Genomic DNA, 13,292 nt, shown 5'->3' with positions numbered 1-13,292 from the left:
CATAATTGCGCCATTCCTTCATTCTCGTGATCGCGCCCTGGGAGAACGACTTGTCGAGCGTATCCGCATTGACCACCGCCGATCCGGCGCTGCTGGTGCAACTGTCCGACAGCCACCTGTTTGCAGAGGCAGACGGCACGCTGCTGGGCATGAATACCCGCGACAGCCTGCAAAAAGTCATCGAACGGGTACGCGCGCAGCAACCCCGTATCGATCTGATTCTGGCGACCGGGGATCTGTCCCAGGACGGTACGCTGGAGTCCTATCAACAGTTTCGAGAGCTGACCCGACAGCTTGACGCGCCGACACGCTGGATTCCCGGTAATCACGACGAGCCGCGGATCATGGCCGAAGCCGCGGTGCAAAGTGCATTGCTGGAACCGGTAGTGGATATCGGCAACTGGCGGGTCACGCTGCTCGATTCGGCGGTGCCGGGCTCGGTACCGGGGTATTTGGAGGACGAGCAGTTGCAGTTGCTGGCCCGCTCCTTGAGCGAGGCGCCTGAGCGGCATCACCTGGTGTGTTTTCACCATCACCCGGTGTCGATCGGCTGTGCGTGGATGGAGCCTATCGGGCTGCGCAATCCTGAAGCATTGTTTGCGGTACTGGATCGTTTTCCACAGGTGCGCGCAGTGCTTTGGGGGCATGTGCACCAGGAAATCGATCAAATGCGTAACGATGTGCGTCTGATGGCTTCGCCTTCGACCTGCATTCAGTTCGAGCCGGGCAGCGACGATTTCAAGGTCGGCGAGCAGGCGCCGGGGTATCGCTGGCTGCGGCTGTTGCCCGATGGCCGGCTCGAAACCGGCGTGGAGCGCGTCACCGGGTTCGACTTCCAGGTCGATTACGGCTCCAACGGCTACTGACACCACTCTGCTTTACTGTAGGAGCGAGCTCGCTCGCGAAAAACGCAAGGACGCCGCGGAGCATCAGGCTGCCAGCGTTATCGTTGACGACCATCGCGAGCAAGCTCGCTCCTACAGAAGCCTCCCATCTCCTTCCACACCCTGTAAACTCTGCCTTCCTTACCCGCCGCCCAGGGAGTCCAAATGTCCGGCTCGATCCTTTATATCCACGGTTTCAACAGTGCGCCTGCATCGCAAAAGGCCACTCAGTTGAGCGAAGTGATGGAGCGGCTGGGCTTGAGCGAGCATCTGCGGGTGCCCGCTTTGCATCACCATCCCCGTGAGGCCATCGGTCAGCTGGAACAGGCGATTGCCGGGCTCGGTCGGCCATTACTGGTCGGCAGCTCGCTCGGCGGCTACTATGCGACTCACTTGGCTGAGCGCCATGGCCTGAAAGCCCTGTTGATCAACCCTGCCGTCAGCCCGCACCGGATGTTCGACGGATTTCTGGGAACGCAGAAAAACCTGTATACCGATGAGACCTGGGAGCTGACCCACGACCACGTGACGGCCCTGGCCGAGCTGGAAGTGCCGGCGCCACAGGACCCGCATCGCTATCAGGTGTGGTTGCAGACCGGGGACGAAACGCTGGACTATCGCCTCGCCCAGCAGTATTACCGGGCTTGCGCCTTGCGTATCCAGGCCGGTGGCGACCATGGATATCAAGGGTTCGCCACACAGCTTCCCGCCATGCTGAGCTTTGCCGGCATTGGCGCAGATGTGTATCAGGCGATTGATTTCGCGGCGCTCTGATTTCAGGGCCGCATGGCCCCTTTGTACTGAACCTTTTTACTGAACAGCTTTTCACTGAAGGACGACGAGACCCCATGGCCACTCCCAGCGCTAGCTCTTATAACGCCGACGCCATCGAAGTCCTCTCGGGCCTCGACCCGGTGCGCAAGCGCCCCGGCATGTACACCGACACCAGCCGGCCGAACCACCTGGCCCAGGAAGTCATCGACAACAGCGTCGACGAAGCCTTGGCCGGGCATGCCAAATCGGTGCAGGTCATCCTGCACGCCGATCACTCGCTGGAAGTCAGCGATGATGGCCGCGGCATGCCGGTGGACATTCACCCCGAAGAAGGCGTTTCGGGCGTCGAACTGATCCTTACCAAGCTTCATGCCGGTGGCAAGTTTTCCAACAAGAACTACCAGTTCTCCGGCGGTCTGCACGGGGTGGGTATTTCCGTGGTTAACGCCCTGTCGACTGAAGTCCGGGTGCGCGTAAAGCGTGACGGCAACGAATACCAGATGACCTTCAAGGATGGTTACAAGGCCACCGAGCTGGAAATCGTCGGTACGGTTGGCAAGCGCAACACCGGCACCAGCGTGTTCTTTGCCCCGGACCCGAAATACTTTGATTCGCCGAAATTCTCCATCAGCCGCCTCAAGCACGTGCTCAAGGCCAAGGCCGTATTGTGCCCGGGGCTGCTGGTCAGTTTTGAAGACAAGGCCACCGGCGAGAAAGTCGAGTGGCATTACGAAGACGGCTTGCGCTCCTATCTGGTCGACGCCGTCAGCGAGTTCGAGCGTCTGCCGGACGAACCGTTCTGCGGCAGCCTGGCCGGTAACAAGGAAGCGGTGGACTGGGCGCTGCTGTGGCTGCCGGAAGGTGGCGACGCGGTGCAGGAAAGCTACGTCAACCTGATCCCGACCGCCCAGGGCGGTACTCACGTCAACGGCCTGCGTCAGGGATTGCTCGACGCCATGCGCGAATTCTGCGAATTCCGCAGCCTGTTGCCGCGCGGTGTGAAGCTGGCGCCGGAAGACGTCTGGGAGCGTGTCGCCTTCGTGCTGTCGATGAAGATGCAGGAGCCGCAATTCTCCGGCCAGACCAAGGAGCGCCTGTCGTCCCGCGAGGCGGCGGCGTTCGTCTCCGGTGTGGTCAAGGATGCCTTCAGCCTGTGGCTCAACGCCAATCCTGAAACCGGCCTGCTGCTGGCCGAACTGGCGATCAACAACGCCGGCCGGCGTTTGAAGGCCAGCAAGAAGGTCGAGCGCAAGCGCATTACCCAGGGGCCGGCGTTGCCGGGCAAGCTTGCCGATTGCGCCGGGCAGGACCCTATGCGCTCCGAGCTATTCCTGGTCGAAGGTGACTCCGCCGGCGGCTCGGCCAAGCAGGCGCGGGATAAAGAGTTCCAGGCGATCCTGCCGTTGCGCGGCAAGATCCTCAATACCTGGGAAGTCGACGGCAGCGAAGTGCTGGCCAGTCAGGAAGTGCACAACATTGCCGTGGCGATCGGTGTCGATCCGGGTGCTGCGGACATGAGCCAGTTGCGCTACGGCAAGATCTGCATCCTCGCCGACGCCGACTCCGACGGTCTGCACATTGCAACCTTGCTCTGTGCCCTGTTCGTCCAGCATTTCCGTGCACTGGTCGATGCCGGTCACGTTTATGTCGCCATGCCGCCGCTGTACCGCATCGACCTCGGCAAAGAGATCTACTATGCCCTGGATGAAGCCGAGCGCGACGGGATCCTCGATCGCCTGGTGGCCGAGAAGAAACGCGGCAAGCCGCAGGTCACACGATTCAAAGGCCTGGGTGAAATGAACCCGCCGCAGCTGCGTGAAACCACCATGGACCCAAACACCCGACGGTTGGTGCAACTGACGCTGGATGATTTCGAAGCAACGTCGGAAATCATGGACATGCTGCTGGCGAAAAAACGCGCCGGCGACCGCAAGACCTGGCTGGAGTCCAAGGGCAACCTGGCCGAGGTACTGGGCTGATGCGTCTGGGCTTTGCCCTGGCGTGTGCGTTGCTGCTGACCTCGATCACGGTGTCCGCCGAGCCGATCCCGCAGTTGCGGATGTTGTCCGAGCATGCCGTCGATGGCATGCGCGGTGGCAACCTGTCCGGGTTGGCCCAGTGCGGCAAGGAGTTGTGGACGGTTTCCGACCGCGACGATGACCAAATCTACCGCCTCGAAACCGGCGATGGCACTTGGCGCGCGCAAGCGGTGGGGATCGACGTTCCTCCAGTGCCAGACAGTGGATTGCCATGGGGCATACGCGTTCGGGTCTGGGCGGCATCGTTCATCCGTGGCGGTGACCTGGATTTCGAAGGCATCACCTGCGACAACGCTGGCAACCGCTACGTTGTCAGCGAGGCCCACGCGGCGGTGCTGCAAATCCCGCCTGCCGGCCCTGCATCGTGGTTGAAAATTTCTCCACTGCTGGTACGCGAAGCAAGGGCCAGCGGCCTGCTTTTGCATTTCAATGCAGTGTTTGAAGGCCTGGCGATCAATCCGGCCGGTGATCAGCTATGGCTGGCAGCTGAGCGCGAGGGTCGCGGTCTGCTGATGATCAAGCGCAAGCAAACAGTCTGGGACTGTGACGGCGGTTGTGTGTTGCTGAGCGAAGCGGGCATGGAAATGCAACCGGCACAATTTCCTGGCGCCAGGGCGAGACCACGGGATTTCGCCGATCTGGCACTGTTCAACGGCAAGTTGTTCACACTGGAGCGCAATGTCTACCAAATTTGCCGGCGCGATGCGGTGACGGCCAAGGTCGAGCGCTGCTGGTCGTTCGCGGATGAGGCTTTGCAGGAAAATCGTCGTTATCCACAACCCTTTGGACTGGCAGAAGCGCTGGTGGTGGACGCCGAGGGCGCCTGGATCGGCGTCGACAACAACAACGGCGCCCGCGCCGATGGCGAGGTACGTCCGATCGTCTGGCGCTTTGCTGCACCTGACGGTGGCTGGGGCGCCAAGCCGTGAGCCGGCAAACGCCAGGCAAGCGTGCGGGTCGGGTGTTGATGGTGCTGGCCTGGTGCGCTGCGCTGTTTCTGGCGACGCGTTTTTTTGGTCAATGGGAACAACGGCAGCAAAATCCCAACGCCGTGGTCAGTTCACAGCAGGGCGAAGGCTTCGTCGAAGTGAAACTGCTCGGCAATGCCCAAGGGCATTTTGTCGCCAGCGGCCTGATCAACGGGCAGCCGGTGGACTTCATGCTCGACACCGGGGCGACCGATGTGGCGATCCCGGCGCAACTGGCTGAACGCTTGAAGCTCGAAGAAGGTTTCGGTGTGACCCTGAGCACGGCCAATGGCCTGAGCCAGGGCTATCGCACCCGTATCGAACGCCTGCAACTGGGCGACATCGTACTGCGGGACGTCCGCGCACTGGTGGCGCCCGGCCTGCATGGCGATCAGGTGCTGCTCGGTATGAGCGCACTGAACAAACTTGAATTTACCCAGCGCGGTGGCACCATGCTGCTGCGCCAGACAACGAACCGATGAGGCCCGCATGAGCGACATCCTTGCAGACAGCTTAGATGGCGTAGAACGCCGATCGCTGGCTGACTTCACCGAAAATGCCTACCTCAACTACTCCATGTACGTGATCATGGACCGTGCCCTGCCGCACATCGGCGACGGCTTGAAGCCCGTACAGCGGCGCATCATTTACGCGATGAGCGAGTTGGGGCTGGACGCCGACTCCAAGCACAAGAAATCGGCGCGTACCGTCGGTGACGTGCTGGGTAAATTTCACCCCCATGGCGACTCGGCCTGCTACGAAGCCATGGTGTTGATGGCCCAGCCATTCAGCTACCGCTACACGCTGGTGGACGGCCAGGGCAACTGGGGTGCGCCGGACGATCCCAAATCCTTCGCCGCCATGCGATACACCGAAGCGCGCCTGTCGCGTTATTCGGAAGTACTGCTCAGCGAACTGGGCCAGGGTACTGCGGACTGGGGACCGAACTTCGACGGCACTCTCGACGAACCGCTGGTATTGCCAGCACGTTTGCCGAATATCCTCCTCAACGGCACCACGGGTATCGCCGTGGGCATGGCCACCGACGTACCGCCGCACAACTTGCGCGAGGTCGCGAGCGCGTGCGTGCGTTTGCTCGATGAGCCCAAGGCCACGGTCGAACAGCTCTGCGAACATATCCAGGGCCCGGACTACCCGACCGAGGCGGAAATCATCACGCCGCGCGCCGACCTGCTGAAAATCTACGAAACCGGTCGTGGTTCGGTGCGCATGCGTGCCGTGTATCACATCGAAGACGGGGACATCATTGTTACCGCGCTGCCGCATCAGGTGTCCGGGGCCAAGGTGCTGGAACAGATCGCCGCGATGATGCAGGCCAAGCCATCCAAGGCACCGCAAATCGCCGATCTGCGCGATGAATCGGACCACGAAAACCCGTGCCGGATCGTGATCATTCCGGGCGCACGCAAGAACTTTGACCACGATGCGCTGATGCAGCACCTGTTCGCCAGCACGGAGCTGGAGTCGAGCTACCGGGTCAACGTCAACATCATCGGCCTGGACGGCAAGCCGCAGCTGAAGAACCTGCGGGCCTTACTGGTCGAGTGGCTGGAATTCCGCGTGCAGACCGTACGTCGCCGCCTGCAATTCCGCCTCGACAAGGTCGAGCGTCGCCTGCATCTGTTGGACGGCTTGCTGATTGCCTACCTCAACCTGGATGAAGTGATTCATATCATCCGTACCGAGGAACATCCCAAAGCCGCGCTGATCGAGCGTTTCGCCCTCAGCGAAATCCAGGCCGACTACATCCTCGATACTCGCTTGCGTCAGTTGGCGCGCCTGGAAGAGATGAAGCTGCGTGCCGAACAAGACGAGCTGCTCAAAGAACAAGCCAAGCTGCAAGCCTTGCTCGCCAGCGAAGCCAAGCTGAAAAAGCTGGTGCGCTCCGAATTGATCAAGGACGCCGAAACCTACGGCGATGACCGTCGCTCGCCAATCGTCGAGCGCGCTGAAGCCAAGGCGCTGACCGAACACGATCTGCTGCCGAACGAGAAAGTGACTGTTGTCTTGTCGGAAAAAGGCTGGGTTCGTTCCGCCAAGGGGCACGAGATCGACGCTACCGGGCTTTCCTATAAGGCAGGGGACGGTTTCAAGGCCCTGGCGGCCGGACGTTCCAACCAGTTTGCGGTATTCATCGACTCCACCGGTCGCAGCTATTCGGTGGCGGCGCATACATTGCCATCGGCCCGAGGCCAGGGCGAGCCGCTGACCGGCCGCCTGACACCGCCGCCGGGCGCGAGCTTCGAATGCGTGCTGATGCCGGAAGACGATGCGTTGTACGTCATCGCGTCCGACGCCGGTTACGGTTTCGTGGTCAAGGGTGAAGACCTGCAGGCCAAGAACAAGGCGGGCAAGGCGCTGTTGAGCCTGCCGAACAACGCCAAGGTGATCCTGCCGCGTCCGGTGGTTGATCGAGAGCACAACTGGCTGGCTTCGGTCACCACCGAAGGTCGCCTGTTGATCTTCAAGATCAGCGATCTGCCACAATTAGGTAAAGGCAAAGGCAACAAGATCATCGGGATCTCCGGAGAGCGTGTGGCCAGTCGCGAAGAATATGTCACGGACATTGCCGTCATCCCGGATGGCGCCACATTGGTGCTTCAGGCTGGAAAACGTACCTTGTCACTGAAAGCAGACGACCTCGAACACTACAAGGGTGAGCGTGGGCGTCGTGGTAACAAGTTGCCACGTGGCTTCCAGAGGGTAGATGCACTGCTCGTCGAAAACCTCAATTAGGCGTCCTAGAGCGCCCGATCTACGATTTAACGCGTAGATCGGCGCATTCGCACTGGAGTCGGAACGCATATTCACGGATGATATGGCCTTTCAAGCGCCGGCGTGGCCGAGCGTTCTTCATATTTATTGAGTATTTTCACTGTGATCAGCCTTGTGGCGATCACCTGGATGGGACGATGACTGCTCTGCGCCTTCCTTTTATTTTGATGCTTGCCGGCGTTCTTGGCCTGGCAGGTTGCAGCGTTCACCAGCCGGTGTCGCTGTATCAACTGGACAGTGGAAGTCCCGTTCCGCCTGCGCAAAGCGCGGGCATGGCAGTTTTGCTGGGCCCGGTAACCGTTGCTGACTATCTGCAGCGCGAAACCCTGTTGCAGCGTCAGCCTGATGGCAGCCTGCAAGCCTCGTCCGACGGTCGTTGGGCCGGTAGCCTGTCCTCGGACATCGATCAGCTGTTGCTGCGTCAGGTCGCCGGCCACCTGGATAGCCAGCGCGTGGTGCTGGCGCCGGCCACCGTTGGCTTCACACCGGATGTTCAGGTGTTGCTGACCATCACCCGTCTTGACTCGGGTGAGAAGCAACCGGCGATCCTCGATGCGCAATGGCGCCTGATCGACCGCCGTGGCCAGGTGCGCGACAACCGCATCATTCATCTGCAAGAACAGCACACAGGCTCCACGGCTGCCCAGGTTCAGGCTCAGGGAGCGTTGTTGCAGAAACTTGCCGAACAGCTGTCGACCGCGCTCAAGCCACTGGCCAACCAGCCACCGATTGCCGAGGTCCCAAAAAAGCCGGCAGCGAAACCTGTGGCGCCTGCGGCAGAGGCTGAAAAGCAGCCGAAGATCCCGATGGCTGCGCCGATTCGCACGGATATGGAAGTGTTTCGCTTCTAAGCCCGGACTGGTACAGAACAAGGCCCGCATTGATGCGGGCCTTGTTGTTCCTGCAGGATGGAATTTTCAGTGCTGCTGATGACCTCATCGCGGGCAAGCCTTGCTCCCGCAGGTTTTGTGTCGCACTCATGTCAAATGAACGACACAAAACCTGCGGGAGCAAGGCTTACCCGCGATGAGGTCAGAACAGGCAACAAAAAGCCCGCAGACGATCACTCGTGTGCGGGCTTTTCATAACGAGGTTGTTACGACCGACGCTCATGCATCCGCGCCAGTTGCCGCTCCAGCATTGACGGGTAAGGCTCCATCAAGCGCTCTACGCAGCACGCGCCTTCAGGGCTGGCAATCGGCCTGATACGTGCACGTTGGCGGATCAGCGCATCGTCACTGATCTTACGCTCCACCAGCAGCAGGTTGCGGCTGTGTTGCGACAGTGCCAGGGCGTCCTGGGCGGGGTCGGTCAGCAGCAGGTCGATCTGGCTCAGGCCGAACAACTCGTCGCCCAGGGTCAGGCCCAGTTGCAATTGCAGGGTAATGCCGCTGTCGGCGACTTCGATCTGCAACTGATGGCCTAATGCCCTCAGCAGTTCGCCGCAGCAGATAGCGTTGGTCAGGTAGTCATCGCCGCTGTCTTCGGTATGGAACAGCATCAGCGTGCTGCCATCATTGAGTGTGTGCAGTTCGCTCTGGTAGAGCGAGGCGGCCTGGTCGAGGCAGTCGCGGTAGCGTTTGAGCAGTTCTTCCAGGCGTGCACGGGGCAGGCGACGTAGTTGCTCCTGGGAACCCAGCTGTACGGCGAGTACGGCGCTGTGCACAGGAGCGCTGGGTGCCACGGGTTTGGCCAGCGGTTTCGAGGCGCTGTCTGGCGCATCGTCGAGCAGGTCCGCGAATGCATCTTCGTCATCGTCTTCGACGGTACTGACAGCGCGTCGTGGCGCAGCCTTCATCGCGGGCATCGGGCGGCTTTCATCAAAGCTCGGATCGCGCAGGTTACGCACTTCGAAGCCCGGCTCGGCAGCTTCGTCATCGTCGTCGAACTCGGGTTCCGGCACGGGCTCGGGTTCGGCCGGTTCCGGCGCGAAGTCGGCGTGCAACTGGCGCGCCAGGTCGCCGATCTCGTCCTGGCGCTCGATGCCCGGGGTGTGCTCGTCGATGCGGCGCAGCCATACCCGCAATTGCAGGAGTGGCGTAGTGATGTGCCGGCCCAGGCGCAGGCTCAAGGCCAGGGACAGCGCCAGCAGAATCGCACTCAGGATGCCCATGCTCTGCAGGCTGATGGTCATTGGCTGCTGGAACTGGTCCATGTCCAGGCTGATGCGCAACTGGCCGGCGGTCACGTCCTGGAAGGTGATCTTGCTCTGATAGATGCCTTCGGCCTCGCCCAGCAAGCCGTGCTTGGGACGCTGACCCGCTTCGGCAAGGATGCGGTTATCCATGCTGTAGATGGCGGCGTGGGCCACCAGCTTGTTCTTGGTCAGGTTGTTGAGCAGCACGTTGAGGCTGAGGATGTCGTTGGACACCAGCAGTTCGGTGGCTGAGGTCGCGGTCTGCGTGGTCAGGCTTTCACCCAGCGCATCCGCCTGCTCGTGCATGGCCTGCTTGAACTGCAAACCCATCACACCGGCATAGATCACCAGGGCCAGGGCGACCAGGATCACGTTATGGCTGGCGATGCGCAATGCAATCGGTACACGGCGATGGCGCAGTGCCCGGAAGATCAGCAGAAAGAAGTTATCGGTTTTTACTGGCGTGGGCCGGTTCACTTGAGCTCGGCTCTTTTGTCCGTGAAGTTGACGCGCAGTATAGCGACAGGCCCTAGGCCGGCAAAGCGCTCACGGTGCCCGATGGTCACTGAATGTGGGTAGAATGCGGTTTTTTTCCACCTGCGGGGGTGCGCCTTGCGCGAAATCGTCCTGATAAACATCACGGGAGTCGACCGTCCGGGTCTGACTGCGGCCATTACCGGCGTTCTGGCCCAGGGTGGTGTGAACATTCTCGACATTGGTCAGGCGGTGATCCACGACACCCTGTCGTTCGGCATCCTGGTTGAAATTCCTGATACCCAACAAGGCAAGTCGGTCCTCAAGGACATCCTGTTCAAGGGCTATGAGCTCGATCAGCAGGTGCGTTTCACGCCGGTGTCCGAAGAGGACTACCAGCAATGGGTCGGTAACCAGGGTAAAAAACGCCACATCGTGACCTTGTTGACCCGCAAAGTGACTGCCGGGCAATTGCAGGCGGTGAGTTCGATCACCGCCAAGTATGGCCTGAACATCGACCATATCGATCGCCTGTCCGGGCGCATGCCGCTGGATACCCCGGCTGACAAGGGCAAGGGCTGCATCGAGTTTTCCGTGCGCGGCGAAGCGGCCGATCCGCAAGCGTTGCGGGCCGAATTCCTCAGCGTGGCCCAGGAGCTGAACGTCGACATCGCTTTCCAGGAAGATTCGCTGTTCCGTCGCAACCGTCGCCTGGCGGTGTTCGACATGGACTCGACCCTGATCGAAGCCGAAGTCATCGACGAATTGGCCAAGGCGGCTGGCGTGGGCGACAAGGTGTCGGAAATTACCGAGCGGGCGATGGCCGGTGAGCTGGATTTCCGCGCCAGCTTCAAAGAACGCCTGGCGTTGCTCAAGGGGCTGGATGTCGGCGTGCTGGACTCGATCGGCGCCTCGCTGCGCCTGACCGAAGGCGCCGAAACCCTGTTCGCCGAACTCAAGCGCCTGGGCTACAAGACGGCCATTCTGTCGGGCGGTTTCACCTACTTCGCCAAGCAATTGCAGGCGAAACTGGGCATCGACTACGTGTTCGCCAATGAGCTGGAAGTGGTTGATGGCAAGGTGACCGGCGTGGCGGTCGAGCCGATTGTCGATGCGCAGCGCAAGGCCGATCTGCTGAAAGAGCTGGCACACAAGGAAGGTTTGCGTCTGGAGCAGACCATTGCGGTCGGCGACGGTGCCAACGACTTGCCGATGCTGGCGATTGCCGGGTTGGGCGTGGCGTTCCGCGCCAAGCCGCTGGTCAAGCAGTCGGCGAAGCAGGCGATTTCAACCCTTGGGCTGGATGGCGTGCTGTACCTGCTGGGCTTCCGTGATCGGGACGGACAGCTGTAATACCGCAAAACCCGGTGTGAAAACCGGGTCCTGTGGGAGCTGGCTTGCCAGCGATGGCTTACTGGCATTCAACATTGATGTCGACTGATGTACCGCTATCGCTGGCAAGCCAGCTCCCACATTGATCACCATTGTTTTCAGATCAGGCTTTTGGTGAGCCCATGCCTTGGCCCATCTGCACCGGTGAACCCGCAGCCAGTTCTTCAGCCCATTTCACCTGATCCGGCCCGAACAGCACGACAGCGGTCGAGCCCAGCTTGAAGCGGCCCAGTTCCGCACCTTTTTCCAGGTGGATCGGCGCGCGGGCGGCTTCGTCGTAACGGAAGGTTTTCAGTTCGCGTTTCGGCGGTGTGACCAGCCCGGCCCACACGGTTTCGATCGAGGCCACGATCATTGCGCCCACCAGCACCACGGCCATCGGCCCGCGCTCGGTGTCGAAAATGCACGCCACACGCTCATTGCGTGCGAACAGTTCCGGCACGTTTTCAGCGGTGGTCTGGTTGACCGAGAACAGACGGCCCGGAATGTAGATCATCTCGCGCAAGGTGCCGGCCAGCGGCATGTGCACGCGGTGGTAGTCCTTTGGCGACAGGTAAATGGTCGCGAAATCACCGCCCATGAACGGCGCGGCATTCGCCGCATCGCCACCCAGCAGTTCCAGTACGCTGAAACTGTGGCCCTTGGCCTGGAACACGCGACCGTGTTCGATCGGGCCGAGTTGGCTGACCGCGCCGTCGGCCGGGCTGAGGATCGCGCCCGGTGTTTGGTCCAGTGGGCGCGCGCCGTCTTTCAAGGCGCGGGTAAAGAAGGCGTTGAAGTGTTCGTAGGCGGTGAGGTCTTCGACCAGGGCTTCGGACATGTTCACCTGGTAACGCTGGGCGAACCAGGCGGTGAAGGCATTCTTGAACCAGCGCACGCGGCATTCGGCGATGCAGCCGGCCATTCGCGAGAGCAGGTTGTGGGGCAGCAGGTACTGGCTGACGATAAACAGACGCTTGTTCATTAACTGTCCTTAAAAACCTTGATTCTCTACGGGGGTATCGGGATGGTTGCCCCATTCGCCCCAGGAGCCGGCGTAGCCTTTGACCCGCGGGTAACCGAGGGACTTGGCCACCAGATAGGTGAAGCCAGAGCGATGGTGAGTCTGGCAGTGGGTAATCACTTCTTTGTCTTTGCTGATCCCGAGTTGTTCGAGGATCTGCGGCATGTCGGTACGGATGCGCAAGTTGCGCGCCTTGTCCATGCCCGCGGTCCATTCGAAATTGACCGCCCCGGGAATGTGCCCACCCTTGGCCGCAAGTACTTTTTCACCGGAAAACTCCAGCGGTCCGCGCGCGTCCCAGATCGCCAGGTCGGTTGCACCGAGACGGCTTTGCAGATACTCGCGGGTGGCGGTGGGCTCGTCGTGCAGGGTCAATGCCACCGGACCGCCAACCGCAGGCGGGATCTGGATCGACATGGGAAAACCTTCTGCCAGCCAGGCGGTCAGGCCACCGTCGACATAGTGGTACTTGCTGTGGCCGATGACATCCAGCAGCCAGATAAAGCGTCCGGCCCAACCGCCGCCTTCGTCGTCATAAACCACGTAGACCGCGTCAGGGTTATGTCCCAACTCACCGAACAGTGCTTCGAGTGCCGCTTGCGGCGGCATCAGCCCAGGCGCTGGCGCCTGGCCGAGTTGCGTGCGTTTCGGATCGACAAAGCGTGCGCCGGGGATATGCCCAGCGGCATAGCGCGCGCTGCTGGTCAGGTCCACCAGGATCAGTTCGCGGGCGTCGAGACGAGAGAGCAAGTCGCTCGGTTCGATCACCAGCGGCAAGCCAGAGAAGTCAGGCATGTGAGGTCTCCAGGGCACAAAAGGGAGGAT

11 protein-coding genes are annotated in these 13,292 nt (G+C 61.0%); 8 read left to right on the top strand and 3 right to left on the bottom strand.

Annotated elements, in window-relative coordinates:
- The first annotated feature begins 50 nt into the window (after positions 1-50).
- The 7 genes from cpdA to BJ917_RS16565 all read left to right on the top strand — a co-directional run bounded on the left by cpdA (position 51) and on the right by BJ917_RS16565 (position 8,312).
- On the top strand, positions 51-866 hold the full coding sequence (gene cpdA / locus BJ917_RS16595; protein ID WP_096515585.1) for a 3',5'-cyclic-AMP phosphodiesterase: 816 nt from the start codon (positions 51-53) through the stop codon (positions 864-866).
- A 183-nt stretch (positions 867-1,049) separates the two neighbouring features.
- Positions 1,050-1,658 (top strand): YqiA/YcfP family alpha/beta fold hydrolase, encoded by a 609-nt coding sequence (locus BJ917_RS16590; protein ID WP_096513718.1) that lies wholly within the window; start codon positions 1,050-1,052, stop codon positions 1,656-1,658.
- Between the two features lie 74 nt (positions 1,659-1,732).
- Positions 1,733-3,637, top strand: coding sequence for a DNA topoisomerase IV subunit B (gene parE, locus BJ917_RS16585; protein WP_096513717.1), 1,905 nt, complete (start codon positions 1,733-1,735; stop codon positions 3,635-3,637).
- A complete protein-coding gene (locus BJ917_RS16580; RefSeq protein WP_096513716.1) occupies positions 3,637-4,626 on the top strand; it encodes an esterase-like activity of phytase family protein in 990 nt (329 codons plus the stop codon). The genes parE and BJ917_RS16580 overlap by 1 nt, the downstream gene beginning before the upstream one ends.
- Positions 4,623-5,147, top strand: coding sequence for a TIGR02281 family clan AA aspartic protease (locus BJ917_RS16575; protein WP_096513715.1), 525 nt, complete (start codon positions 4,623-4,625; stop codon positions 5,145-5,147). Before BJ917_RS16580 ends, BJ917_RS16575 begins: the two co-directional genes overlap by 4 nt.
- 7 nt (positions 5,148-5,154) lie before the next feature.
- Positions 5,155-7,422, top strand: a complete 2,268-nt coding sequence (gene parC, locus BJ917_RS16570; protein WP_096513714.1) for a DNA topoisomerase IV subunit A — start codon at positions 5,155-5,157, stop codon at positions 7,420-7,422.
- Positions 7,423-7,598: 176 nt separating this feature from the next.
- On the top strand, positions 7,599-8,312 hold the full coding sequence (locus BJ917_RS16565; protein ID WP_096513713.1) for a membrane integrity-associated transporter subunit PqiC: 714 nt from the start codon (positions 7,599-7,601) through the stop codon (positions 8,310-8,312).
- A 245-nt stretch (positions 8,313-8,557) separates the two neighbouring features.
- Here BJ917_RS16565 and BJ917_RS16560 read toward each other — a convergent pair whose 3' ends face one another.
- Positions 8,558-10,075, bottom strand: coding sequence for an AhpA/YtjB family protein (locus tag BJ917_RS16560; protein WP_096513712.1), 1,518 nt, complete (start codon positions 10,073-10,075; stop codon positions 8,558-8,560).
- Between the two features lie 135 nt (positions 10,076-10,210).
- Here BJ917_RS16560 and serB point away from each other — a divergent pair, with 135 nt between their 5' ends.
- Positions 10,211-11,425 carry a phosphoserine phosphatase SerB gene (gene serB / locus BJ917_RS16555; protein WP_121103866.1) on the top strand — a complete coding sequence of 405 codons (1,215 nt, stop codon included), beginning with the start codon at positions 10,211-10,213 and terminating at the stop codon, positions 11,423-11,425.
- Positions 11,426-11,567: 142 nt separating this feature from the next.
- Here serB and asd read toward each other — a convergent pair whose 3' ends face one another.
- Together asd and BJ917_RS16545 are read right to left on the bottom strand one after the other, a co-directional pair.
- A complete protein-coding gene (gene asd, locus BJ917_RS16550; RefSeq protein WP_096513711.1) occupies positions 11,568-12,428 on the bottom strand; it encodes an archaetidylserine decarboxylase in 861 nt (286 codons plus the stop codon).
- A 9-nt stretch (positions 12,429-12,437) separates the two neighbouring features.
- Positions 12,438-13,262: a rhodanese-like domain-containing protein gene (locus BJ917_RS16545; RefSeq protein ID WP_096513710.1), complete on the bottom strand. Its 825-nt coding sequence runs from the start codon at positions 13,260-13,262 to the stop codon at positions 12,438-12,440.
- Between the last annotated feature and the right edge of the window lie 30 nt (positions 13,263-13,292).

Origin of the sequence: Pseudomonas sp. WPR_5_2 (genome assembly GCF_003634475.1) — a bacterium.
Lineage (GTDB): Bacteria > Pseudomonadota > Gammaproteobacteria > Pseudomonadales > Pseudomonadaceae > Aquipseudomonas > Aquipseudomonas izuensis.
This window is presented reverse-complemented; position numbering and strand designations above follow the sequence as displayed.